This is a genomic window from Streptomyces sp. NPDC001770 (genome assembly GCF_053596135.1).
In genome coordinates this window covers 179,590-204,981 of record NZ_JBSFFN010000009.1, presented here as the reverse complement: position 1 = coordinate 204,981, position 25,392 = coordinate 179,590, and the positions used below count along the sequence as shown (strand labels likewise).

The 25,392-nt window shown below is 71.5% G+C and carries 15 protein-coding genes; 9 read left to right on the top strand and 6 right to left on the bottom strand.

All coding sequences use genetic code 11. The features are described 5' to 3' along the window. Positions 1-13 precede the first annotated feature (13 nt). A complete protein-coding gene (locus tag ACWCSV_RS11240) occupies positions 14-841 on the bottom strand; it encodes an MHYT domain-containing protein (protein WP_451140803.1) in 828 nt (275 codons plus the stop codon). 329 nt (positions 842-1,170) lie between these two features. Then, positions 1,171-2,076, bottom strand: a complete 906-nt coding sequence (locus ACWCSV_RS11235) for an oxygenase MpaB family protein (RefSeq protein ID WP_451140801.1) — start codon at positions 2,074-2,076, stop codon at positions 1,171-1,173. Between the two features lie 193 nt (positions 2,077-2,269). Between ACWCSV_RS11235 and ACWCSV_RS11230 the strand changes: the two genes are divergently transcribed. Next, on the top strand, positions 2,270-3,115 hold the full coding sequence (locus tag ACWCSV_RS11230; RefSeq protein ID WP_451140799.1) for a hypothetical protein: 846 nt from the start codon (positions 2,270-2,272) through the stop codon (positions 3,113-3,115). A 38-nt stretch (positions 3,116-3,153) separates the two neighbouring features. Here the strand turns inward: ACWCSV_RS11230 and ACWCSV_RS11225 are convergent, their stop codons facing one another. From ACWCSV_RS11225 to ACWCSV_RS11215, 3 genes are all read right to left on the bottom strand, one after another. After that, positions 3,154-3,696, bottom strand: a complete 543-nt coding sequence (locus ACWCSV_RS11225; protein WP_451140840.1) for an MOSC domain-containing protein — start codon at positions 3,694-3,696, stop codon at positions 3,154-3,156. Next, on the bottom strand, positions 3,693-3,875 hold the full coding sequence (locus tag ACWCSV_RS11220; protein WP_451140797.1) for a hypothetical protein: 183 nt from the start codon (positions 3,873-3,875) through the stop codon (positions 3,693-3,695). The genes ACWCSV_RS11225 and ACWCSV_RS11220 overlap by 4 nt, the downstream gene beginning before the upstream one ends. A gap of 99 nt (positions 3,876-3,974) precedes the next feature. Continuing rightward, a complete protein-coding gene (locus tag ACWCSV_RS11215; RefSeq protein ID WP_451140795.1) occupies positions 3,975-5,129 on the bottom strand; it encodes a fatty acid desaturase family protein in 1,155 nt (384 codons plus the stop codon). Positions 5,130-5,424: 295 nt separating this feature from the next. Here ACWCSV_RS11215 and ACWCSV_RS11210 point away from each other — a divergent pair, with 295 nt between their 5' ends. Beyond that, positions 5,425-6,006 (top strand): N-acetylmuramoyl-L-alanine amidase, encoded by a 582-nt coding sequence (locus ACWCSV_RS11210; protein ID WP_451140793.1) that lies wholly within the window; start codon positions 5,425-5,427, stop codon positions 6,004-6,006. An 84-nt stretch (positions 6,007-6,090) separates the two neighbouring features. On the opposite strand, the gene proP is transcribed toward ACWCSV_RS11210, so the two are convergent. Further along, complete coding sequence (gene proP / locus ACWCSV_RS11205; protein ID WP_451140838.1) at positions 6,091-7,584, bottom strand: glycine betaine/L-proline transporter ProP; 1,494 nt, start codon at positions 7,582-7,584, stop codon at positions 6,091-6,093. A gap of 844 nt (positions 7,585-8,428) precedes the next feature. On the opposite strand from proP, the gene ACWCSV_RS11200 reads away from it, so the two are divergent. The 7 genes from ACWCSV_RS11200 (at position 8,429) to ACWCSV_RS11170 (ending at position 25,228) form a co-directional block, all read left to right on the top strand. After that, the gene (locus tag ACWCSV_RS11200; protein ID WP_451140836.1) at positions 8,429-9,247 is read left to right on the top strand and encodes a sterol desaturase family protein; all 819 of its coding nucleotides are present in this window, start codon (positions 8,429-8,431) and stop codon (positions 9,245-9,247) included. Between the two features lie 77 nt (positions 9,248-9,324). After that, on the top strand, positions 9,325-18,726 hold the full coding sequence (locus ACWCSV_RS11195; protein WP_451140791.1) for a non-ribosomal peptide synthetase/type I polyketide synthase: 9,402 nt from the start codon (positions 9,325-9,327) through the stop codon (positions 18,724-18,726). Beyond that, positions 18,716-20,398, top strand: coding sequence for a phytoene desaturase family protein (locus ACWCSV_RS11190; RefSeq protein ID WP_451140789.1), 1,683 nt, complete (start codon positions 18,716-18,718; stop codon positions 20,396-20,398). Before ACWCSV_RS11195 ends, ACWCSV_RS11190 begins: the two co-directional genes overlap by 11 nt. A 50-nt stretch (positions 20,399-20,448) precedes the next feature. Beyond that, on the top strand, positions 20,449-22,173 hold the full coding sequence (locus ACWCSV_RS11185; protein WP_451140834.1) for a phytoene desaturase family protein: 1,725 nt from the start codon (positions 20,449-20,451) through the stop codon (positions 22,171-22,173). Then, entirely contained in the window at positions 22,170-23,225 is a 1,056-nt protein-coding gene (locus tag ACWCSV_RS11180) for an MDR family NADP-dependent oxidoreductase (protein ID WP_451140788.1), read from the top strand. The genes ACWCSV_RS11185 and ACWCSV_RS11180 overlap by 4 nt, the downstream gene beginning before the upstream one ends. Before the next feature lie 79 nt (positions 23,226-23,304). Continuing rightward, on the top strand, positions 23,305-24,507 hold the full coding sequence (locus ACWCSV_RS11175) for a cytochrome P450 (RefSeq protein WP_451140786.1): 1,203 nt from the start codon (positions 23,305-23,307) through the stop codon (positions 24,505-24,507). A 94-nt stretch (positions 24,508-24,601) separates the two neighbouring features. Continuing rightward, the gene (locus ACWCSV_RS11170) at positions 24,602-25,228 is read left to right on the top strand and encodes a hypothetical protein (protein ID WP_451140784.1); all 627 of its coding nucleotides are present in this window, start codon (positions 24,602-24,604) and stop codon (positions 25,226-25,228) included. Positions 25,229-25,392 lie beyond the last annotated feature (164 nt).

The following is a 25,392-nucleotide window of genomic DNA, read 5'->3' as shown; positions in this document are numbered from 1 at the left end:
GTGCGGCGGCCGGTCAGCGGGTGGCGGCCGTGGAGGGGTCGCCGGGCGTGGTGAGCCGGTCGGTGTGCCGGGCGCGTTCGGCCGAGGCGGACATGTAGGCGTCGCTCTCGGTGTCGGCGTCCCGCGCCGTGGGAGAGAGCGCGACGAACGCCGAGGTGAGGAAGAGGTAGGAACCGAGCCCGACGGTGAGGGGGAAGATGAACTGCATGGCGGTGGCCCCGGTCAGGGGTGCGGCGGACGGGGCGACCACGACGCCGACCGCGAGCATGCCGGTGTAGTGCATGGAGCTGACGGCGGCGCCCATCACGAGGGAGGCGAGCGCCACGGCTCCGGGTGTGTGGATGTTGAGGGCCGCCCAGAGGGCCGCGGTGGCGGCGACGACGGCGATCACCACGGAGACCGCGACCATCGCGGGGTTGTAGTGGACCTCGCCGTGCAGGTGGATGGCGGCCATGCCGAGGTAGTGCATGCTCGCGACGCCGATCCCGGTGGTGAGCCCGCCGGTCAGCAGGGCTCGTTCGCGGTTGCGGCCGTGGCCCACCGCGAAGACCCCGAGCCCGACGACCACCATGGCCACGATCAGGCTGAACAGGGTGAGGCCCACGTCGTAGCGGATGTCGGTGCCGGTGACCCCGAAGCCGAGCATGGCGACGAAGTGCATCGTCCAGATGCCGGTGCCGAGGGCGGATGCCGAGGTGAGCAGCCAGTTGCGCCGCGAGCGGCCGGTGGTGTGCAGCGCGCGCACGGTGCACCGGAGTCCGAGCGCGGCGCCGGTCGATGCCATCGCGTACGACAGCACGGGTGTCAGCCAGCCGAAGGTTGCGTGGTCCAGGTGTCCCATAAACCGGGGACGCTAGCCCGGCGGGAGGTGCACGCCAGGGGCACACTTCGAAATTCATGGAATATGACGGATCGCCGTTCCGAACCGATCGGAGAGTGGCTGATTCTGTCGCCCAAAGTCAGCGAACGGAGGCGCGGATTGTCGCCATGGACCCGCCAAAACGGAGCGGACCGGGCGGAGCGTCCGCACTTCACGCGGTTCGGTGAAGTATTCCCGGCCCACCGGGAACTCACTCCTCCCGCAGCCCCGTTCCGGCCACCGAACCGCGGTCGTGTCCGTATGAGCGATGGGCGGACACGCGTACGCGGGCACCGCCCCCGTCCATGGGGTCACTCGGCGGCGGCAGCGTCCGGTGCGCGGCGGTGCGGCACCGGGCAGCCCCGGACTCCCGGTGTGGGGAAGGTGCCGAGCGCCGTCACCTCGTACCCGTCCGGGTAGCCCTTGATCTCCGGGTTCTGGCGGGCGAAGTGCGGCTCGGACCGCGGCGGGAACAGCCGGAGCGCCCGCGCCCGCAGGCGCAGCGCTCCCCTGGTCAGGCCGCGCGCGAAGGTGCCCGGACGCCGGTAGCGGAAGGCGTCGATCAGCGCGTCGTCGAGGAGTGCGAGGCTCGCCCGGCGCAGCAGCGGTGCCAGCGGCGCCGGATACCAGGAGGCCATCAGGCCCAGCGTGGCGTCGGAGACCCTCCTGGCGCCCTCGTCCCACCCGAAGTGGGCGCTCTCGTACGCGTCGAGGGTCTCCTCGAACTCCTCGTAGGTACGGGGCAGGTCCTTGATCCCCATGTGCGCGCCGAGCGTGCGGTAGTAGACCGCGCAGGCCTGGCGTTCGTGGGCGGACAGGGCGCGCCAGCCGTACGCGTCCAGCCAGCGCTTGGGGACCACGACGAAGGTGCAGAGCACGTAGCGCATGTCCTCGTTGCTGATGTCGTAGCCGCGGTGCATCGCGTTGATCCGCCGTAGGGCCGTACGGCCTTCCCCGGAGTCGAACCCGTGCTCCACGACGGTGTCCAGCAGGAGCACGGTGTCGTCGTAGCGCTTCTGGGAACGGTCCGTCAGTTCGGCTGTCGTCGCGAGGAGTCCGCCGATGCTGGGCACGGCGTAGGTACGGTAGAGGGCGAGTTCGAGGGCGCGGGTGACGTCCCAGGGGAATTCGAGTGTGACGGACAGCCGGTAGATCCGGAGGAAGTCCCGTTCGGGATCGAGACTCTGGATTTCCTTCAGCCGGTCGAACCTCTTCATGCCCGCGTCCCTCCGTCGGTCCGGAACTCCACTGTAGGGGTGAGGGAAGCGCCCGGCCCTGGCTCACGGGAGCGGCTGGGACCGCGTGACTCCGCGGTCACCTGCCGTGCGAGGTCTCGACGGCGGGGTTACCGGGTGGTTAGGGTGCGCCGACGCATCCCACGAACGAGTTCACAGGCAAGAGGAGGACACCGTGGCCGGGACGGACGACACGATCGCCGCCGACGACGACACGCTGTACGTGCTGACCGCGCTCCTGCTGACCCCCGCGCGTTTCCCCACCGTGCTGGGCGACGACTACCCGGCCGCGTGCCGGTCGCTCTCCCTCGAACCGTACGAGGAGGGGTACGGCCTCGTTCTGGGGCAGGACGGTGCGGGTGCCCGCTGGACCGTGGTGACCGAGGACGCCACCACGGTCGCCGGCGCCATCGCCGCCTGGGACTGCGGCATCGCGTACGAGCTCTCGCCCGACGACCGCACGGTCGTCTGCGCTTTGCCGGGCTGGCCCCTCGCCCTCGCTGTCGCCGCGCCCGGAGTGCCCGCGCCCCACGACCCGGAGCCCGTCGAGGACGGTTCTGGCAGGACGCTCCTGCTGACGCCCCCTTCGGAGAGCGGCTGGGGCCCGGAGCAGCGGCGGATGGGGGCGGACGAGATCGCCGCACGGTGGGGGTCATGGCGCGAACAGGTCGATGCGGCCGGCTCCGGTCCCGGAGCGCCCGCGACTCCGGGACCGGAGCCGGAGCCGGAGCCGGAGACTACGGGGACGCCGGGAAACCCCGGCGTGCGCCGGGCGTTGGAGGAGGCGCGCGACTACCTGGACTCGCCACCGCCGCCGGGACGCATCAGGTCCTCCTTCGCCTCCGCGGACGCCCGGACGCTGCGGGTCGACGGGCCCGGGTGGTCGCTGGTCGCCCGGACCGACGACATGGCCTTCGTCCTGCTGGACGACGAGCCGCGTGAGGTGTTGCAGGTGAGGCGGGGTACCCAGCTTCTCGGGCTCCTGGCCGCACTCGACGGGCTCGCCACCCGGCCCGCGTGAGGCCTCCTCGGCCCCCGCCTCACGGCAGGCCCCGGGGGTCAGACCCGGTCGAGGGCCTTGTGCGGCCCGACGGGGAGCTCGGCCCGGACGGTGTCTCCGGCTCGCACAGGTCCGCCGTCCACCACCACTCCCATGATCCCGGCCCGGCGGACCACGCGTCCCGCGTCGTCGCGCCCGACGACGCGTTTGAGCAGTCCGCTCCGGAAGGCGTCGATCTGGAGGCACGGGTTGCGCAGGCCGGTGACCTCGACGACGGCCCGGTCCCCCAGGTGCAGCAGGGTGCCCACGGGAAGGGCGAGCAGATCGAGGCCGCGCGTGGTGACGTTCTCCCCCAGGTCGCCGGGGGCCAGGTCGTAGCCGTCGGCGCGCAGTTCGTCGAAGAGTTCCTGCTGGATCAGGTGGACCTGGCGGAGGTTGGGCTGGGTGGGGTCCTGCGCGACCCTGCTGCGGTGCTTGACGGTGACGCCCGCGTGGATGTCGCCTTCGACCCCGTGTCCGGCCCGGAGCGTGATGCTCTCCCGGACCGGCTTGGTGAAGGTGTACTCACCGCTGCTGCTCACCGCGACGACTGTGCCGTTCAGCGTCCTGTCTCCTTGCGTCGTAGGCGCCGGATCCTCCGGCGCTGCGAGGGGTCGAGCAGCAGATAGCCCGCGGCAGGCACCCCGATCAGCACCACCAGAGCCCACCAGAACCCGATGAACGGGATCAGGACGGCTGCCACGACGACTCCCCCGATGGCGATCTTCGCACCGTTCGACATGATCGTGCCTCCTCCGCGGCACGCGGCCGCTTCACCTCTGACAACGCCTTCACGGCGCGTACGGTTCCCCGCCGGGCGCCGTCGTGGCCGGGTCCCGGATCACCGCAGCGGGGCGCCCACCTCGTGCATGTGGGTCAGGCCCTGGCGGTAGGACTCCACGAGCCCCGTCTCCGTGTACGGCATCCCGATCCGGCGGCAGTACTCCTTGACCAGCGGCTGGGCGAGGCGCAGGTGGGGGCGCGGCATGCTCGGGAAGAGGTGGTGCTCTATCTGGTAGTTCAGCCCGCCGAGGAACCAGTCGGTGAGGACGGCGCCCCGTACGTTGCGCGAGGTGAGGACCTGGCGCTGCAGATGGCCCCAGCGGTCGCCGTCCGGGTCGGGCATCTCCATTCCCTTGTGGTTCGGGGCGAAGGCCATCCCCAGGTGCAGCCCGAAGAGCGCGTGGAGCAGCAGCGCGAAGACGACCGCCTTTCCGGCCGGCATGGCGGTGAGGAGCAGCATCGCCCAGAGCGCGAGGTGGGCGACCATCAGCAGGCCGGACAGCACGCCCTCCCGGCCGGGCTGCCGGCGAAGGAACTGGAAGCCGGAGACCTTCAGCGCGATGCCCTCCAGCAGCAGCATGGGGAAGAAGAGGCGGGCCTGGTGGCGGGTGAGCCACCGGGCGAAGCCCTCCCGCCGGACCGCCTGCTTCTGGGTCCAGACCAGGGCCCCGACCCCGACATCGGGGTCCTTGTCGATGTGGTTGGGGTTGGCGTGGTGCCGGACGTGCTTGTCGTTCCACCACGCCTCGTTCATGCCGAGGAGAAGGTTCCCGTGGACGAGGCCGATGATCCGGCTCGCTCTGCGGTTCCCGGTGATCTGGGCGTGCCCCGCGTCGTGTCCGAGGAAGGCGGTACGGGTCCACAGGACGGCCAGCGGCACCGCGAGGAGCAGCGTCCACCAGGTGTCGCCGAGGAGTTCGATGCCGGTGGCGACCGCGGCCAGGCAGAGGGCGTTCACCGCGATGCCCGCCGCGTACCAGCCGGTGCGCCGGTCCAGCAGTCCCTGCCCCTTCACGGTCTTCAGGAGCGGTGCGAAATCGCTGCCGCCGGGGGCGCCTCCGGTGGGACCCCGCTGGGCGGGCACGGCCTCCGGGGCGGGCCGGGCGCCGGGTCCGGCCGGCCGGTCGCCGTCCGTGTCCGGCGAGGACGGGGCGACGGAGGTCGCGGCCCGTGCTCCGGACGGGTCGGTGGCGGTGGTGGTCGCCTGGGGCATGGCATCTCCAGCTCTCTGGACGGGTGCGCCTACCCGAAGAAACGTAATGAAGGGGGACATGCGGCAGCCATGGCGCCACCATCCCGATGAGCAGGGGGTATTCCCCCTGCTTCCGTGGTGGTGCTGCCCCCCGTACGGCCCGCACGGGGGATCCCCGGGCCGCCGGTCGACGACGTGACACCTCGCCGGGAACCGGACGGCCGTTCACCTCGTCGTTCGTGTCGGGGCCCGCCCGCCGGGAGACGGTTTCCGCGCGCCCCGCCCGTGATCCGCACCCGTCACCTGGAGAGCACCGATGCACCGCAGAAGGATTCTCCAGGCGGCGGCCGGCACCGCGGCGGGGCTTCTTCTGCCGGCGTCCGTGCGCGGGGTGGACGCGCCCTCGGCGGGGACGGACAGTACGCTGGCCCGCTGGGCACCCGCCTCGGCCGCCAACTACACCGCGTCCGGGGGTGCCTCGCCCCGGCGAGTCGACCGGGTGGTCGTCCACGTCACCCAGCAGACCTTCACACAGACGCTCGGCATCTTCAGCGACCCGGCGAAGAAGGTGTCGGTCCATTACGTGGTGCGGTCCGGCGACGGCTACACCGCCCAGTGCGTGCCGGAGCGGGACATCGCCTGGCACGCGGGGAACTGGGACCAGAACGTCCGCTCCGTCGGCATCGAGCACGAAGGCTGGGTGGACCGCCCGGAGTACTTCACCGCGGCGATGTACGAACGGTCCGCGCTGCTCACCGCCGACATCTGCGACCGTCACGACATCCCCAGGGACCGTACGCACATCATCGGCCACTACGAGGTGCCGGGGACGGACCACACCGATCCCGGTCCGCTCTGGGACTGGGACCGCTATCTGCGGCTCGTGCGCCGCGCCTGAGGGGATCAGGTCCCCGGCCGCTCGCCGGCCGGGCCCCGGCGCCGGACCGGGGACCGCCCGTGCCCCCTCGTCAGCCCCGTCGCGTCATCCCCGTCGCCGCCCGTGGCGCAGCCGGAACCAGACGTCGCGCGCCTGCCGGCCCGCGGTGGTGCGGCTGGCCGAGACCAGCCGGTGCGCCTGCTGGCGCGTCTCCACCATGGGCCCGGAGCCGCGCAGCGGGCGGCCGGCCGTCTCGTGCAGGAAGAGGGTGGAGATCAGCCCGATGACGCCCGCCACCATCAGGTAGTAGGCGGGCACCATGTCGTTGCCGGTGGCCTCCACGAGCCCGGCGGCGAACAGCGGTGTGGTTCCGCCGAAGAGCGATACGGAGATGTTGAAAGCGATCGAGAGCGCGCCGTACCGGATGCGGGTGGGGAAGAGCGCCGGAAGGGTGGAGGCCGAGGTCCCGGCGAAGCAGACGAGCAGCAGGCCGAGGATCGCGCAGCCGAAGGCCGGGAGCAGGATTCCGCCCTGCCGGATCAGCAGGAACGCGGGGATGGAGAGCGCCACCAGCGCCACGCTCCCCGCCATGAACACCGGCCTGCGGCCCCACCGGTCGGAGCTGCGGCCCACGGTGGTGATGGTCAGGACGACCAGCAGCATGGTGCCGAGAACGAGCAACTGCGCGGTGGTCTCGGGTTCGCCGAGAGTCTCGGACATGTAGGTCGGCAGGTAGGACGTGACCATGTAGTTGGTGACGTTGTACAGGAGCACCAGGCCCATGCAGATCAGCACGGCCTCCCAGTGCTCGGTGAAGATCTCCTTGAGCCGGCCCTTGCCCGACTGCCTGGCCTCTTCCACCGGGTCGGCCTCTGCCAGCGCCTCGGCCTGTTCCTCCTCCTGCCGCTGGAAGACGGGGGTCTCCTCCAGCTTCATGCGCATGTAGAGGCCGATCAGCCCCAGTGGTCCGGCGACGTAGAAGGGGATGCGCCAGCCCCAGTCCGTGAGCCCGTCGGTACCGAGGACGGCGGTGAGCACGGTGACCAGGCCGGAGCCCAGCGAGTATCCGACGAAGGTGCCGAAGTCCAGCCAGCTGCCCAGGAACCCTCGCCGCTTGTCGGGGGCGTATTCGGCGATGTACGTGGTCGCTCCGGCGTACTCCCCTCCCGTGGAGAAGCCCTGCACGAGCCGGCACACCAGGAGCAGCAGGGGGGCCGCGAAGCCGACGGCCGCGTAGGTGGGGAGGAAGCCGACGGCGAAGGTGCTCGCCGCCATCATGATCATGGTGAGTGCGAGGACCTTCTGCCGTCCCACCCGGTCCCCGAGCGGACCGAAGACGAGTCCGCCCAGCGGCCGTACCAGGAACGCGGCGGCGAAGGTGGCGAACGTCGACACCACCTGGGCCCCGGGCGAGCTGGACGGGAAGAACACCTTGCCCAGCGTTCCGGCCAGATAGGCGTAGACGCCGAAGTCGAACCACTCCATGGTGTTGCCGAGCGCTGCGGCCGTGACCGCCCGGCGCACCTTCGGCGGATCCGTGACGGTGACGTCCTCGGCCCGGACCGATTTCTTGCGGCGGCGTACGACCGTGCGCATCATGCGGTCCACGGCCTGGGTGTCGCGCCGGGGCCGCCCTCCCGGCTGTTTCCTGGTTCCGGCCATGCGTCCGCCCCTTTCCGAGGGCTCTCGGCGCCTCACCTTCCGCGGCCCGTCACCCGGACAGGGGACTGAAGATCATCGGTGCCTCCGAGTCTGGGGCAACCGCCCGCCGGAAGCCTCCCGGACGGCCCGCACGGGTGACGGCCGCGCGGGGACGTCCCCGGTCGCCCCACTCTCCGCACGACCGCGGGTGGCGGCATTCCCGGGACCGCCGCCGGGCGCGCGCATGATTCCCGGACGATCCATAAAAATGATCTTCCGAATACTGCACAAGAACGCCAAAATGACTAAGTCACTCACATCGGCGACAGAAGCCCGAACCCTATTCCGCGCCGACCGGAGTCCCTGTTCAATGACCGTGAGGCCGACTACGGCACTCCGGGGGACAAGCTCAATTCATCGTCGGTCGAGGATTGAATCCGCAGGAAGCGGAAAAGAATCAACCGAGCTCGCACAGGGTGGAAAAGGAGAGGCGACCACACCGGTCTCCGGCTCCGCGGGAATTCCTTTCCGTCGCCCGTGTCGCCGACTTCGCACGGGCGCCACCACAGACGACAGCGCACCCACTCGTACGCCCCCTGAGACTTCCGCATGCATTCGACGGCCCCATCCACCTGCAACGACGCAGGACCCGAGGCTGATTCCGCATTCCTACGGAGGATTTCAGGTGCACGAAAACGAATGGCCCACCGATGACACCGTCCGCTCCGCAGCGACTCCGCCGCAGCCCACCCCCCTTCCGCTCGGGCGGCGCGTTCTCAGCTCCCTCGCCTATCCCGTACTACTGACGGCCACCTTGCTGGTGGCTACGGCGGCACTTTCGCTGGACTGGAATCCCGAACGAGTGAGTCCACTTTTCCTCCTCGGCACCCTGGCCTATCTCACCGCACTCGAAAGACTGATTCCGCACCGGCGCGACTGGCACCCCGACGGAGCGGAATGGCGCTGGTACGGCGTTTATTTCCTGCTGACCATGGCCGGGAGCGCGCTGGCGCAGTTCTCGGTCACGACGGCGGTGGGAAGAATCGCGCCGGCCGATCCGGCGCTCCCGCTGGGCGCCGAGATCCCGGCCGCGCTGCTGAGCGGTTCGCTCGCCGGCTATCTGGTCCACCGGCTGGGGCACACCAACCCCGTTCTGTGGCGGTTGCACGGAGTCCACCACGTCCCGCAGAAGGTCAACGTCGCCAACAACGGCGTCAACCACGTCCTCGACATCGTCCTCGCCCAGGGCGTCGTGCAACTCACCCTGGCTCTCGCCGGATTCTCCCAGCGGTCCGTGCTCGCGACGGGGCTCTTCGTCGCCGCACAGGGCTACTTCGTCCACGCCAACATCGACGTGCGGATCGGCCGGCTCAACCACGTCCTGGCGAGCCCGGAACAACACCGCCTGCACCACAGCACGGACCTCGCGGAAGCGGGCCACTACGGCTCCGACCTGTCCTGCTGGGACCACCTCTTCGGAAGTTTCACCTGGCGTCCCGGCCGTGAGCCGGCCGCGGTCGGGCTCAGCGATCCCACCTCGTTTCCCGGGACCGGCGAGATCCTCGGCAGTCTCCTCCGTCCGTGGCGCCGCGCGAAGCGGCCCGGGGGCGGCATCGCCTGAAAGGGCCTTCGGGCCCCGCACCGCTGACTCGGGCGCCGCCCGTGGCAGCGCGACCACTTGATGAGGAGTGTGCGAACTTGGCTGACGCGACCAACGACGTTTCGACGGGCAAAATCGCGATCATCGGCATCGGCTGCCGCTTGCCCGGCGGAGCTTCGGACCACCGTGCTTTCTGGCAGAACCTGTTGGACGGCAAGGACTGCGTCACCCCCACGCCGCCGGACCGCTACGACGTCACGACCCACCGGAGCGGTCACCGGGACAAGCCCGGCCGGCTGGTGGGCGGCCGGGGCGGATACATCGACGGCTTCGACGAGTTCGAACCCGCCTTCTTCGGCATCAGCCGTCGCGAGGCCGACCACATGGACCCCCAGCAGCGCAAGCTCCTGGAGGTGGCCTGGGAGGCCCTCGAGGACGGCGGTCAGCGGCCGGCGGACCTGGCGGGCAGCAACACCGCCGTGTACGTCGGCGCGTTCACGCTCGACTACAAGATCCTGCAGTTCGCCGACCTGAGCTTCGAGACGCTCGCGGCCCACACCGCGACCGGCACCATGATGACGATGGTCTCCAACCGGATCTCGCACTCCTTCGACTTCCGGGGCCCCAGCCTCTCCGTCGACACCGCGTGCAGCTCCTCCCTGGTCGCCGTGCACCTGGCCTGCCAGAGCCTGAAGCGCGGGGAGAGCGATCTGGCGCTCGCGGGCGGGGTGCTGCTGCACATGGCGCCGCAGTACACCGTCGCGGAGTCCAAGGGCGGGTTCCTGTCACCCGAGGGCCGCTCCCGCACGTTCGACGCCCAGGCGGACGGATACGTGCGCGCCGAGGGGGTCGGCCTGGTCGCGCTGAAGCGACTGGAGGACGCGGTACGCGACGGGGACCCGGTCCATGCGGTGATCCTGGGGAGCGGGGTCAACCAGGACGGCCGGACCAATGGCATAACCGTCCCCAACGGGGATGCCCAGGTCTCCCTCGTGCGGCAGGTCTGCGCCGAGGCCGGCATCACCCCGGGCGATCTGCAGTACATGGAGGCGCACGGCACCTCCACGCCCGTGGGCGACCCGATCGAGGCCAACGCCCTCTCGCGCGCCCTCGCCATCGGGCGCGCCCCGGGAGCTCCTTGCTACGTCGGTTCCGTGAAGGCGAACATCGGGCACACCGAGTCGGCCGCCGGAATCGCCGGGCTGATCAAGACGGCCCTCTCGCTCAAGCACCGCACCATCCCGCCGCACATCAATCTCGAACGCGTCAACCCCGCCATCGACCGGGACTCCTCTCCGTACGAGATTCCCGACCGGGTCACGCCGTGGCCCGCCCACGAGGGACCGGCGCGGGCCGGTGTGAACTCCTTCGGCTTCGGCGGCACCAACGCGCACCTCGTCATGGAGGAGGCACCGGAGCGATCCCCCGCCCAACCGGTGTCCCCCGCGCCCGAGCGCGGCTGGAACATCCTCCCGCTGACCGCACGCCACCCCGACGCGCTCGTGCGGATCGCGGAGGGTGTGCGCGGCGAGCTCGCGGGCGAGCAGCGCCCGGCGGTCTCCCTCGCCGACCTCGGACACACCCTGGCGCACCGCCGCCAGCACCTGGAGTCCCGGCTCTCCGTGGTCCACTCCTCGCGGGAGTCGCTGGACCAGGCGCTGGCCGCGTACCTCCGGGGCGAAGCACACCCCCGGGTGGTCCAGTCGAAGCAGCTGGACCCCCAGGACGGCCGCCTGGTCCAGGTGTTCACCGGCATGGGCCCCCAGTGGTGGGGCATGGGACGCGGGCTGCTGGCGAGCGAGCCCGTGTTCCGGGACACGGTCGCCGCATGCGACAGGGAGATCAGAAGGATCGCGGGCTGGTCCCTCCTCGACGAGATGACGGCCGGTGAGGACCGGTCCCGGATGGCGGAGACCTGGCTGGCGCAGCCGGCCAACTTCGCGGTGCAGATCGGGCTGGCGGCCCTCTGGCGCTCGTACGGCGTGCGCCCCGACGCCGTCGTGGGGCACAGCACCGGCGAGATCGCGGCCTTCTACGAGGCGGGCGTCTACTCACTGGAGGACGCGGTCGCGATCGCCGTCCACCGCAGCCGCCTGCAGCACACCCTGGCCGGGGCGGGCACCATGCTCGCCCTCGGTATGCCCGAGGACGAGGCGGAACGGCGGGTGCGCCCCTTCGGCTCGCGTATCTCGGTGGCCGCCGTCAACAGCCCTGCCTCGGTCACCCTCGCCGGGGACGAGGAGGCGCTCACCGCACTGGCGGAGTCGCTCCGGGCCGAAGAGGTCTTCGTGAAGTTCCTGTCGGTCGAGGTCCCGTACCACAGCGCCGCGATGGACCGCATCAAGGACGAGCTGCTGGAGTCCCTCGCGGACATCACGCCCCGCCGGGCGCGCGTTCCCCTCTACCTCACCGGTCGGGACGGAGTCGCCGAGGGCACCGAGCTGGACGCGGGGTACTGGTGGAAGAACGTCCGCGACCGGGTGCGTTTCCGCGCCGCCGTGGACCGTCTCGCCGACGACGGCTACCGGCTCTTCCTGGAGGTGGGCCCGCACCCGGTCCTGGGGCACGCGATCCGCGAATGCCTGGAGGCCGGCGGCCGTACGGCCCTCTCCGTCCCCTCGGTCCGGCGCGCGGAGGACGAGAACGAGCGCTTCGCCCTCTCCCTCGCCACCCTGCACAACCTCGGCGTCCCCATCGCGTGGGACGTACTCCACCCCGCAGGCGAGACCGTCCCGCTGCCCCGTTATCCCTGGCGCCGCGACCGCCACTGGACGGAGCCGAGCTCCGTCGCCCAGGTCAGGCTCGGCCTGCTCGACCACCCGTTGCTGGGCCGCCGCACCAGCCACGCCCAACCCACCTGGCAGTCCCGGCTCGACACCGAGACCCTGCCGTACCTCGCCGACCACCGCATCCAGGACACCGTGGTCTTCCCCGCCGCCGGCTATCTGGAGATGGCGGTCCAGGCCGTACGGACCCTCACCGGGGGCACCCACGTGGTGCTCGCCGACATCGACCTGCGCAAGGCGCTCTTCCTCGCGGAGGACGAGGCGAGGACCGTCCAGCTCTCCGTGTCCCTGGAGAACGGGGACTTCACCATCGCCTCCGCGCCCGCCGGGCCGGACGCGGAGCGTGCCGTGCACGCGAGCGGAGTGGTCCGCTCCGCACAGCGGCGCTCGGCCGGTCCCGCGCTGGACACCGACGCGGTCAGGGGACGGAGTACCCGCCGGCTCGGCGCGCAGGAGTGCTACGCCGGGCTGGCCGCCCTGGGCTACCACTACGGCCCCGCCTTCCAAGCCATCCAGGAGGTCTGGATCGGCACCGGCGAAGTGCTGGCACGGATCGTCCCGACGGCGGTCATCGGCGACGAAGCCTCCCGCCACCACATTCATCCCACCCTGCTGGACGCCTGCTTCCAGAGCCTGCTGACGCCCCAGATCCTGGCGCCGGAGGCGTCCTCACCCGGTACCGGGATCAGGCTGCCGCTCTCGCTCGACGAGATGAGTCTCTCCCCCGTCGGCGACCGGCCGCTCTGGGTGCACGGCACGGTGTCGCGCAGCGACGGCGACGAACTCGTCGGCGACCTCGCGTTGTACGCGGAGGACGGCACGGCGCTCGGGGCTTTACGCGGATTCCGCGCGGCGGACGTGGAGAAGGCGTCGGCCGCCGTCTCCCGGAGCACCATCGACTCCTGGCTCGCCGAACCCGCCTGGATCGACCGCCCGTGGGCCGAGGTCCCCGAGGAATCCGGCTCCCTCGTCGCGGGGGCCGGTGAACAGGAGTGGCTGGTTCTCGCGGACAGCGGCGGCGTCGGGGACGCCTTCGCCGATCTGGTGACCGCGCGGGGGGAGCGCTGCCGAGTGGTGCGGGCGGACACGTCGCGGGGGCGGCCGGTCCGGGACGGCGAGTTCGCGGTCGCGCCGGAGTCCGCCGAACATCTGGAGCGGCTCTTCGCCGATCTGGACCGGGACGGCACGCCCTTCCGGGGCACGGTCGTCCATCTGTGGAACCTCGATCTGCCGGGGCTCCCGGCCTGTGAGCGCAAGGGCCTGGCACGGGCGGCCGGAACGGGCGCCTACTCCCTGGTCGCGCTCGCCCGGATCCTCGCCGCACGGCGGACCGGCGGCCGGCTCCACGTCGTCACCCGGGGCGCGCAGCCCGTGTCACCGGGCGAGACGGTCGAGCCGCTCGCGGCCCCGGCCTGGGGCGTCACGCGGGTGCTGCGCCACCAGGAACTGGTCGGACACCGCGGCAAGCTGGTCGACCTGGACCCCGCGCGGGAGCCCGGCGCGCCCGGCCTCCTGGCCGACGCCGAGGCTCTGCTGCGCGAGTTCCTGACCGACGACGAGGAGGAGATCGGGCTGCGGGGCGACCGCCGCGCGACCAGCCGCCTCCGCCCCGCCGAAGGACTGACCAGACCGCTGCCGCTGAGGCTGCGCGCGGACGGGAGCTATCTGGTCACCGGTGCGTTCGGGGCGCTGGGCCGGCTCCTGTGCCGGACCCTCGTGAAGCGCGGCGCCCGCCGGCTGATCCTGATGGGCCGCACCCCGGTCCCGCCGCGCAAGGAGTGGGCCGCGGCCGGCCCGGCCACCGCCGCCGGCCGGGCCGTCGCGCTCCTCCGGGAGCTGGAGGCCCTCGGCGCGCAGCCGGTCCTGGCGCCGGTGGACGTGACCGACGAGGACGCGCTCACCGGCTGGCTCGACGCCTACCGGCGCCGGGGCGGCGCCCCGGTGCGCGGCGTGTTCCATCTCGCCGGGCAGGTGCGCGACACGCTCGTCGCGGACATGGACCGGACCACCTTCGACGCGGTGCTGGACCCGAAGGTCATGGGCGCGTACCTGCTCGACCGGCATCTGCGGGAAGAGCCGCTCGACCACTTCGTGCTCTTCGCCTCGATCGCCTCGCTGCTGACGACGGCCGGCCAGACCAACTACGCCGCCGGCAACGCCTTCCTGGACGCGCTGGCGCACCGGCGGCGTGCCCAGGGGCTGCCCGCGCTGAGTCTGGACTGGGGTCCGTGGGCGACCGGCATGATCGAGGAGCTCGGCCTGGTCGACCACTACCTGCACAGCCGGGGCATGAGCTCGCTGTCCCCGGACGCCGGGATGAGCGTGCTGGAGCGGGTCATCGGGCAGGACCGGGCCCAGTTGCTGGTCGCGACGGTCGTCGACTGGCCGACGTTCCTGGCCTGGTACGACTCGCCTCCCCCGCTGGTCTCCGAGCTCGCCGCGACCGCCCGTGACCAGGTGGCGGAGGAGGGCAACGGCTTCCTCGACACCTTCCGGCGCGCCGGGGAGGCGGAGCGGCGCGCCCTGGTGGTCGAGCGGTTCACCTCGCTCACCGCCACCGTGCTGCGTACGGCGCAGGAGGAGATCGACCCGTCCGGCGGACTCGGCGGTCTGGGTCTCGACTCACTGCTCGCGATGGAACTCCGTGCCCGGGTGCAGGCCGATCTCGGCATCGCGCTGCCGGTGGTCGCCCTGCTGAGCGGAACCCCTGTCGGCCAGTTGGCCGACCAGTTGTACGAGGGGCTGCTGGAACGCGTCGCGGCGGACGCCGCCGGGGAGGGCGAAGCGGCGAGCGCCGTGGCGGTGTTCACCGACGAGAGCAGTCACCCGCTGACCCAGAACCAGAAGGCGCTCTGGTTCCTCAAGCAGCTCAACCCCGACGGGTACGCGTACAACATCGGCGGGGCGGTGGAGGTACGCGCCGAGATCGAACCGGACCTGATGTTCGAGGCCGTGCGCCGGCTCATCGCCCGGCATCCCGCGCTGCGCACCAACTTCCACCTGGAGGAGGGGCAGCCGGTGCAGCGGACGACGTCCGGTGCGGAGCCCGATCTCGCGCTCTTCGACGTCCAGGGCCAGGAGTGGGGGGAGATCCGGCGGACGATCATCCGCGAGTACCGCAAGCCGTACGACCTCGAACGCGATCCGCTGGTGCGGTTCCGCCTCTTCAAGCGTGAGCCGGGCCGCTGGGTCATCATGAAGGCGGTCCACCACATCGTCTCGGACGCGATCTCGACCTTCACCTTCATCGAGGAACTGCTCGCCGTCCACGAGTCCCTGAAGCAGGGGCGGGAGCCCGCGCTGCCGCCGGTGGGCGCACGCTATCTCGACTTCCTCAACCAGCAGAACCGCTTCCTGGCAAGCCGGGAGGCCGGCGCGATGCTGGAGTACTGGCGGTCTCACCTGCCCGCCGAGGTCCCCCTGCTGGACCTGCCGGTGGACGGGGCGCGCCCGGCCGTGCAGACGCACAACGGCGCCTCCGAGTTCTTCGTCCTGGACGACGGCCTCAGCGCCCGGGTGCACGCGCTGGCGCAGCAGCACGGGGTGACGCCGTTCATGGTGCTGCTGAGCGCGTACTACGTCCTCCTGCACCGCTACTCCGGGCAGGACCACGTCGTGGTCGGCAGCCCGGTGACCGGCCGCACGCAGCAGGAGTTCTCCTCGGTCTACGGCTACTTCGTCAACCCGCTCCCCCTGCACGCGGACCTCTCGGGCGCGCCGACGGTCGCCGAGTTGCTGGAGCAGGTCCGCTCCACCGTGCTGAACGGCCTGGACAACCAGGAGTACCCGTTCGTGCTGCTGGTCGAGGAGCTGGGGCTCCAGCACGACCCGAGCCGTTCCGCGGTCTTCCAGGCGATGTTCATCCTGCTCACCCACAAGGTGGCCACCGAGCAGTACGGCTACCGGCTGGAGTACATCGAACTGCCTGAGGAGGAGGGGCAGTTCGACCTGACCCTGTCGGCGTACGAGGACGAGGCGGAGGGGCGCTTCCACTGCGTGCTGAAGTACAACTCCGACCTCTTCCGGCCGGAGACGGTCCGCCGGATGGCCGCGCACTACGTCCAGTTGCTGGAGAGCATGACCCGTGCGGCGGCGGAACTGCCGACGCCCCGGCTGGAGATGCTGGACGCCCCGGAGCGTGAGCGGCTGGTGGGCGAGTGGAGCGGCGCCCGTGCGCTGCCGGCCCGTACCGGGCCGACGGCGGCCGGCGCCCGCCCGGTCCACCGGCTGATCGAGGAGGCCGCCGCCGCACGGCCCGCCGCGGTCGCGGTCTCGATGCCCTCCCTCTCGGGGGAGACGGCGCGGATGACGTACGGCGAGCTGGACCGGCGGGCGAACGCGCGGGCGCGGCGCCTGCGCGACCTGGGGGTCTCCGCCGGGTCGGTCGTCGGGGTCTGCCTGGACAAGTCGCCGGAGCTGATCGTCACGCTGCTCGCCGTGCTGAAGGCGGGAGGCGCCTACCTTCCGGTCCATCCGGACCAGCCTGCCGACCGGGTCGCGCACGTGCTGCGCGGCGCCGAGGCCGCTCTGCTGGTCGTCGAGAACACCCGCGCCCCGTGGGCGGAGGGCCTGCCCCTCACCGTGACGACCCTGGACGGTCTGCGCGGGACGGAGTCGGACGGGCCGGCCCCTCAGGTGGAGGCCGACCCGGACGCCCCGGCCTACGTGATCAACACCTCGGGCTCCACCGGCCGCCCCAAGGCGGTCCGGGTCAGCCACCGGAGCCTGGCCTCGGCGTACGCCGCGTGGCTGCGGGAGTACCGGCTCGACGGGTCGGGCGTCCATCTCCAGATGGCGGAGCCCTCGTTCGACGTGTTCACCGGTGACCTGGTGCGGGCGCTGTGCTCGGGAGGCAGCCTGGTGCTGGCCGACCGGGACCTGATCTTCGACACGCCCCGGCTGTACCGCACCATGCGGAGCGAGCGGGTGGACTGCGCGGAGTTCGTCCCCGCCGTCGTGCGGGGCCTGATGGACCACTGCGCGAGGGAGGGCGCGCGGCTCGACTTCCTGCGGCTCCTGGTGGTCGGTTCCGATGCCTGGAAGGTCGCGGAGTACACGCGGCTGCGCGAGCTCTGCGGGCCCGGGACCCGCGTGATCAACTCCTACGGTCTCACCGAGGCCACGATCGACAGCGCCTTCTTCGAGGGGCCCGCCGACGACCTGGAGCCGGGTCTGATGGTGCCGATCGGCCGCCCGCTGCCCAACAGCACGCTCCATGTCCTCGACGCCCACGGTGAACCGGTGCCGCCGGGTGTGCCGGGCGAGCTGTGGATCGGGGGCGAGGGTGTGGCCCTGGGGTACGCCGGCGACCCGGAGCAGACCGCCGTGCGTTTCGTCACCCGGCTCCTGAGCCGGGAGTCCGGGGCGCTGCCGGAACGCCTGTACCGGACCGGGGACCTGGCGCGCTGGGACACGGAGGGCCGGGTGCATCTCCTCGGGCGCGGCGACCACCAGGTCAAACTGCGGGGCCACCGGATCGAGATCGGCGAGATCGAGGCGCACCTGGCGGGCTGGCCGGGTCTCGCCCGGGCGGTGGTGGCCGTCCGCCCGGACGCCGCCGGGGACGCCACGCTCTGCGCGTACTGCGTGGCGGAGCCGGGGGCGGTGCTCGACCGACGGGCGCTGCGCCGCCATCTCGCGGGCGCCCTGCCCTCGTACATGGTGCCCTCGCACGTCACCGAGCTCGACGCGCTGCCGCTCACCCCGCACGGGAAGGTCGACGTCACGGCACTGCCGGTGCCGGTGAGCGGGGACCGGCAGCAGACGTACGAACCGCCGGTGACCCTGTACGAGGTGAGCATGGCCCGGCACTGGGGGGCTCTGCTCGGGATGGAGCGGGCGGGGCTCGGGGACGACTTCTTCGAGTCCGGCGGGAGTTCCATCAAGCTGATCGAGCTGCTCCACCAGCTGCGGACGGAGTTCGGCGTCAGCATCCCGGTGAGCCGGCTCTACCAGGTCACCACGTTGCACGGGATGGCCGCGGCGGTGGAGGAGCTCGTCAACAGCACGTCCGCCGAGGAGCTGCCCTATCTGACCTTCAACCCCGGCGCGGGGCGGCCCGTCTTCTGCTTCCCTCCGGCGGGCGGGCACGGGCTGGTCTACCGGGGTCTCGCGGAGCACCTCGCGCGGTACCGGCACCGCACCGTCGCCTTCAACTACGTGCCGGGCGACGACAAGGTGGCCCGCTACGCCGACCTGGTGGAGTCCGTCGAACCGGACGGCCCCTGCCTGCTGCTCGGCTATTCGCTCGGCGGCAACCTCGCGTTCGAGGTGGCGAAGGAGCTGGAGTCGAGGGGCCGCGTGGTGGGCCGGGTGGTGGTACTCGACTCCCGCCGCATCATGGAGACGTACGAGCCGGGAGAGGAAGGGATCAAGACCTTCGAGGCGGAGCTGGGCCGCCACATCCATCTGCACACGGGCTCGGAGGTCGTCACCCGGACCGTCCTGGAACATGCCGCCGAGTACCTGGAGTTCTGCGGGCGGACGCCCAACACGGGGACGGTGGCCGCCCGGGTGGGCGTGGTGACGGACGAGGAGAAGGCCGGCCTCTACGCGGTCGGCGTCCCCGGTGCCTGGCACGGCAGTTCCACCACCGGGACCCGCGTCCTGAAGGGGTCCGGTGCCCACGCCGACATGCTCGGTCCCAAGCACCTGCCCCGCAACGCCGCGCTGGTACGCGCCCTGCTGACGGGAGACGACGGCCATGCGGGATGAGGCGGGCTCCGACTGGGGCCGACGGGAGCGCACTCCCGGCAGCAAGCCCCGCGTCATCATCGTCGGCGCGGGCGTGGCGGGGCTGTCCACCGGCGTGTACGCGCAGATGAGCGGGGCGCGGACCAGGATCTTCGAGAAGCACGTGCTGCCCGGGGGCTGCTGCACGGCCTGGTCCCGGGACGGCTACATCTTCGACTACTGCATCGAGTGGCTGATCGGCACAGCCGCCGGCAACGACGCGAACCAGGTGTGGCGTGAACTGGGCGCGCTGGACGGCAAGTCGATCACCAACTTCGAGCTGTTCAACAAGGTGGTCGACGAGAACGGCCGGTCGGTGACCTTCTGGAACGACCCGGACCGGCTGGAGGAGCATCTGACCGGCCTCTCCCCGGCGGACGCCAGGCTGATCCACTCGTTCTGCCGGGACCTGCGGCGGTTCACCAGGATCGAGCTGTATCCGTTCCTGACCGCGCCCGCCCTGCGGACCGTACGGGAGAGGGCGGCGACGCTGCGCACGGTGCTGCCGGCGTTCCGCCTCTTCTGGCGGACCGCGGCGACGCCGATGCACCGGTTCGCCGACCGGTTCGAGGACCCGCTGCTGCGCAGGGCGTTCCGGAACATCTTCTTCCAGGACCCGGAGGGCTTCCCGCTGCTGCCGTACCTCTTCAACATGGCCAGCGCGTACCACGGCAACGCGGGCTTCCCCCAGGGGGGTTCGCTCGGGCTCGCCCGGTCGGTGGAGGAGCGGTACACCGGGCTGGGCGGCACGGTCACCTACCGGGCCCGCACCGAGAAGGTGCTGGTGGAGAACGGCCGGGCGATCGGGGTCGAACTCCGCAACGGCAGGAGGTACTACGCCGACCACGTCGTCTCCGCCTGCGACGGGCGGACCACCATCCAGGGACTGCTGGAGGGCCGTTGGACCAGCCCGCGGATCGACCGGCTCTACGAGGAGCTGCTGGAGAAGCCGGGCACCCTCTTCCCCGCGGTGGTCTCGGCCTTCGTGGGTATCCGGGGCCCGCTCCCGGCCGAGGACGCCCACAGCACCACGTACCTGCTGAGGCCCGAGGACGCCGCCCGTCTCCCGGGCGCCCTGCAGAGCAGTCTGGTGGTCCAGTTGCGGTCCCGCTACTCCGACGGTTTCGCACCGCCCGGCAAGTCGGTGGTGCACTGCACCTACTTCAGCGACTACACCCACTGGCAGGAGCTGCGCCGCAGCGACCGCAAGGCGTACCGCGCGCAGAAGCAGCAGGTCGCCGACTTCGTACGGGGCTTCCTGGCCCGGCGGTGGCCGGACGTGGCCGGGCGGATCGAGCTGGTGGACGTGGCCTCGCCGGCCACGACCCGGCGTTACACCGGCAACCACAACGGTTCGATCCTGGCCTGGAAGGCGTTCTCGGACGCCGACGACGTGGCGTCCGATCTGGTCGGCAAGGACCGGATGCGGCTGCCCGGGCTCAGCGGTTTCTCCATGGCCGGCCAGTGGGTCGGCATGGGCGGCCTGATCCGTGCCGCTTCCACCGGCCGGTTCGCCGCGCAGTACCTCTGCGAGGAGCTGGGCATCCCGTTCAGGGCGTGGGAGAGCACCCCCTCCGGTCCCTGGCACACCGGGAAGCTGGGGCGGCTGCCGCAGCTCGACCGGTGGACCGCCAAGGAGGGCACCGGCGCGTGACGACCGAGAAGGGCAGGTCCATGGCGCGTTCACCGCGCGGCAGGGAAACCATGATCATCATTGGTGCGGGGCTCGGTGGTCTCTCCACCGGGGCATACGCGCAGATGAACGGTTACCGCACCGAGGTGCTGGAGATGCACGAGCTCCCGGGAGGGTGCTGCACCGCCTGGGAGCGCGGGGACTTCACCCTGGACGCCTGCGTCAGCTGGCTGCTGGGCAGTGGTCCGGGCAACGAGATGCACCAGATCTGGCTGGAGCTCGGCGCGTTGCAGGGCAAGGAGATCCGCCACTTCGAGGTGTTCAACATCGTGCGCGTCCCGGACGGCCGGGCGGTCTACTTCTACTCCGATCCGGACCGGCTTCAGGAGCATCTGACCGAGCTGTCGCCCGCCGACGCGAAGCAGATCAGGGACTTCTGCCGCCAGTTGCGCGCCTTCCGCAAGGCGCTGGCCGTCTACCCCTTCCTGAAACCGGTCGGGCTGATGGGCCGGCTGGAACGCTGGCGGATGCTCGCGTCGTTCCTGCCGTACTTCAACGCGGTGCGCAAATCGATCTCGGTGCTGATGTCGGAGTACTCGGCGCGGTTCAAGGACCCGCTGCTGCGGCAGTCGTTCAACTTCGTGCTGTACGAGAGGCATCCGGGGTTCCCGGTGCTGCCGACCCACTTCCAGCTCGCCTCGCACGCCAATCTGTCGGCCGGGGTGCCCGAGGGCGGGTCGCTCGGTCTGGCCCGGTCGATCGAGCAGCGCTATCTGAAGCTCGGCGGAAGGGTCTCGTACAACACCAAGGTGGAGGAGATCCTCGTCGAGCGGGACCGTGCGGTCGGGGTGCGGCTCAGCGACGGCCGGGAGATGCGCGCGGACATCGTGGTGTCGGCGTGCGACGGTCCCACCACGATGATGAAGCTGCTGAAGGGGCGCTATCTCGACGACGCCTACCGCCGGCTCTACACCCGGACCCTGTACGAGCCGGGCATGGTGTTCCCGGGGTACTTCACTCTCTTCCTCGGGCTCAAGCGCCCCTTTCCCGAGGGTGATCCGTGCACCACCTATCTGCTGGACGAGGCGCAGGCCGCGGAGCTGACCGGCATCCGCCATCCGAGCGTCAACGTCCAGTTCCGCAGCCGCCATTACCCGGAGCTGTCGCCGAGCGGGACCTCCGTCGTCTACGCCACGTACTTCTGCGACATCGCGCCCTGGCGGGCCCTGGACGAGGGGCCGGAGCAGCTCACCCGGACCCGGGGCGGCGAGCGGCTCCACACCCTCCCGGTCCGGCACGGGCGCGGTTACTACGCGGCGAAGCGTCGGGCGCGCACGGCGCTCGTTCGGTTCCTGGAGGAGCGATACCCGGGCATCGAGGACGCCATCGTGGTACGCGACGTGTCGAGCCCACTCACCCAGGTCCGGTACACGGGCAACCACGACGGGACCGTGCTGGGGTGGCAGCCGTTCGTGGAGAGCGGCGAGACCCTGGAGGAGCTCGTCAAGAAGCACGGCCCGGGGCTGCCGGGGCTGGAGAACTTCTACCAGTCCGGTGTCTGGGCGACCACCGGCGGGCTGATCCGCGCCGCCGCCGCGGGCCGGCACGTCATGCAGTTCGTCTGCCGCGACGACGGCCGCGGGTTCACCGCGTCGGTCGACGACAGCGGGCCCCTGCCGACCCACCTCGTCGTCCCGGTGCCGAGGCGTTCCCAGTCTCCCTCCGTCACGGCCCCCCTCACCTCCACCGGCACTTCCACCGGCACTTCCACCGGCGTGGACAAGGAGCACCTGTGAAGACCAAGAAGTGGGTCGTTCGGGAGCACGTCGAGGGGACTCCCGACGTGGACCGGATCTACGAGCAGGTCGTCGAGGACATCGACGTGGATCTGGCGCCCGACGAGATGCTGCTGCGGACGCTCTACGTGTCGGTCGATCCCTATCTCCAGGGCATCGCCCTGGACACCCCGCTCGGCAGCCACATGGGCGCCGATTCGGTCATGGAGGTGCTGGAGGCCGGGCCGCTCGCCCCGCACCGGCCGGGCGACCTGGTGCAGGGCTTCGGCGGCTGGCGCTCCCATCTCGTCAGCAAGGGCACCCAGTGGCTCTGGCAGACGGGCACCTTCCCGATGGTGTTCCCCGCCTACCGGCGTCTCGACCCGGGCTGGTTCGACGAGGCGCTCCCTCTCGCGACGGCGCTCAGCGCGATGGGCGGCCCCGGCATGACCGCGTGGGGCACGCTCACCACCTTCCTGACGGTCCGGCCGGGCGACACCCTGGTCATCAGCGGGGCGTCCGGCGCCGTGGGGACGCTGGTCGGGCAGATGGCGCGGCTGGCCGGCGCCCGGGTGGTCGGTACGACATCGAGTCCTCGGAAGGCCGAGTACCTCACCGGGCTGGGGTTCGACGCGGTCGTCCTGTACCGCCAGGGCGACAGTGCCGGGAGTGTGCGCGAGGCGCTGGCGTGGGCGGCGCCGGACGGTGTCGACCGCTACTTCGACAATCTGGGCGGCGCGGTCACCGACGCGGTGTTCTCGCTGCTCAACGTCAACAGCCAGGTGGCGGTGTGCTGGCAGTGGGCGACCCAGGTGGGCCGGGACGCGGTCGGGCCGAGGCTGCTGCCATACATCATGTTCCCGCGGACGACGGTGCGCGGGATCTTCTCCCTGGAGTGGTTCACCGACGAGAACTGGCGGGCCCTCCACACGGAGCTGGGCGGCCGGATCCGGCGGGGGGAGATCGTGTGCGACCACACACTTCACCACGGTTTCGACTCCATCCCCGCCGCCTACCGGAGCCTCTACCACGACCGTGCGTCCAACCTGGGCAAGGTGCTGGTGGAGCTGTGACCGTCCCGTCCCCGCCCGTATCCCTCCCCCTGTCCCACCCGCTGTCTTCCCCGTCGGTCCCGTACAGCCAGGAGGTCGTGTGTCCGCCGCAGTCAGTGACAACGCCGGTCCCGAGCGGGCTCTGCTCCCGCTGCACCGACTGGAGTTCGGGGTCCCGGGCCCTCCGGAGCGCGTCGAGCTGTCCGACGGTTCGCCCGCCTGGCTGGTGAGCCGGTACGCGGACGTCCGGCAGGTGCTCGGCGACAGCCGGTTCGGGCGGGCCGGGCTGTACACGCCGGACGGACCGTCCCTGCCGGACCAGCCGGTCCTCGTGAACGATCCGGACCTGCTCTTCAATCAGGACGGTCCCGAGCATCTGCGTCTGCGCCGCACCATGCACCGCGCCTTCACCCCGAGGGCCGTCGCACGCTGGCAGCCCTGGATCGCGGCGATCGTGGAACAGCTCCTGGAGGAGCTGTCCCGCCGGGAGGCCCCCGTGGACATCGTCGCCGAGTTCGCGCTGCCGCTGCCGGCGGCCGTGATCAGCCGGCTGATGGGTCTCGACGCCTCGGCGCGGGAGCGGATGCGCCACTGGAGCGAGTACGCCCTCTCGGACGGTTCCTGGCCCGCGGAGGAAGTCGGCGCGGCCATGGCCGAATTCTCGGCGTTCGGTGCCGAGCTGCTGGCCCTGCGGCGGCGCGAGCCCGGGGACGACCTGGTGAGCGGGCTGGTACTGGCCGCCGACGAGGAGGGCGGCATCCCGGAGGCGCAGTTGGTGAGTCTGGTCTGCGGGCTGGTGGTCGGAGGCCATGACAGCACGATGACCATGCTGAGCAACTCGCTGTTGTACCTGCTCGGCGAGCGGCCGGAGTGCTGGCCCCGGCTCGCCTCGGGCGAGGAGGCGGCCGGGCGGCTGGCGGACCGGTTGCTGCACGGCATTCCGCTGGGCGACGACCGCGGCACCACCCGCCGTGCGCACGAGGACGTCGAGGTGGGAGGCGTGTTCATCCCGGCCGGAGCGGTGGTGGTCGCGGACTGCGGCATGGCCAACCGGGACCCGGCGGTCTTCCCGTCGGAGTGGTCCGCGGACCTGTTCGCTCCGCTGGCGGCGCCCACCCTGTCGTTCGGGGCGGGGCCGCACTACTGCCTGGGTGCGTGGCTGGCCCGGACGGAGCTCCAGCTCGCCCTGCACCGTCTGGCGGCCCGCCTCCCCAAGCTCCGGCTCACCGAGCCGGCCTCGTCCGTCCAGTGGCGTCTGGGCTCCACCTCGCGTGGTCCGGTGCGGCTCGGGGTGACCTGGTAGGAGCACCGGGGTCCTGTGCCCGGACCGGGCCCAGCCCTATCCGGATGAGGGGCCCCACAGGCAGTTTCCGCGTCCTCGGGACAGACTGGCGGGTATGACGCGGCGGCGCTGGTACTTCGACGGATGGATCGGGGCCGTGGGTACCGCCTCGGGGACGCGGCTGGTGCTGGGGCACTGGCCGCGCTCGCCGTTCGGGGCGTTCAGCGACGTCATGATCGAGCACCCCGGCGGTGAGCGCCGGCTGCTGGCACCCACCCCCCGTATCGCCGCCTTCGTCGCACAGACGTACACCTTCGACCGGGTCGACGTGGTGCCGGTGGCCGTCCGGCGGTACGGGGCCCGTTGGTGCGTCGGGGCGGGCCCGCTCGCTCTGGACCTCGTCACCGGCCCCCGGACGGCGCTGGGATGGCTGCTGCGGACGGTGCCCGCGCCGCTCGCGCGCAGCCACACGTGGGCCGCCGTGTGCGACGTACCGGCCCGTCTGCTGCCCGGCGTCCGTACGCTCGGCAGCGCCGGTCCGGGCCGGCGCGAGTGGTACGGGGCGCGGGACCAGCACCGCGTCCTGTCGGCGAGCGCCTCCCTCGACGGGGCGGATCTCGGCGGACTCGCGCCCGTCGACCCGCCGGTGATTTTCGGGTTCGGCTCGGCACCCCGCGATCCGTCGGTCGTGCGGATCACGTCGACGGTGGAGACGTCCGAGGAGCGGCGGGCGCCGGGCTGACCGGTCCTGTACGGGGGCGCGTCCGCGCACGGAGAGGACAGAGCCGGGGCGTTCACGGGCAAGGCGCCCATGGTCCGGGGCCGTAGCGTCCCTGTCGTCACCCCCTTTTTTCCACACCGGGCCCCCTGCCCCGTGGGCCGACCGGCCCCGGCCGGAGCCCGGAC

Excerpts from the sequence above, each read along its gene's own strand:
- ACWCSV_RS11185 (WP_451140834.1), top strand. The coding sequence starts at position 20,449 with ATGATCATCATTGGTGCGGGGCTCGGTGGTCTCTCCACCGGGGCATAC.
- ACWCSV_RS11170 (WP_451140784.1), top strand. The coding sequence starts at position 24,602 with ATGACGCGGCGGCGCTGGTACTTCGACGGATGGATCGGGGCCGTGGGT.
- ACWCSV_RS11190 (WP_451140789.1), top strand. The coding sequence starts at position 18,716 with ATGCGGGATGAGGCGGGCTCCGACTGGGGCCGACGGGAGCGCACTCCC.
- ACWCSV_RS11215 (WP_451140795.1), bottom strand. The coding sequence starts at position 5,129 with ATGCCCCAGGCGACCACCACCGCCACCGACCCGTCCGGAGCACGGGCC.
- ACWCSV_RS11210 (WP_451140793.1), top strand. The coding sequence starts at position 5,425 with ATGCACCGCAGAAGGATTCTCCAGGCGGCGGCCGGCACCGCGGCGGGG.
- ACWCSV_RS11235 (WP_451140801.1), bottom strand. The coding sequence starts at position 2,076 with ATGAAGAGGTTCGACCGGCTGAAGGAAATCCAGAGTCTCGATCCCGAA.
- ACWCSV_RS11240 (WP_451140803.1), bottom strand. The coding sequence starts at position 841 with ATGGGACACCTGGACCACGCAACCTTCGGCTGGCTGACACCCGTGCTG.
- ACWCSV_RS11220 (WP_451140797.1), bottom strand. The coding sequence starts at position 3,875 with ATGTCGAACGGTGCGAAGATCGCCATCGGGGGAGTCGTCGTGGCAGCC.
- proP (WP_451140838.1), bottom strand. The coding sequence starts at position 7,584 with ATGATGCGCACGGTCGTACGCCGCCGCAAGAAATCGGTCCGGGCCGAG.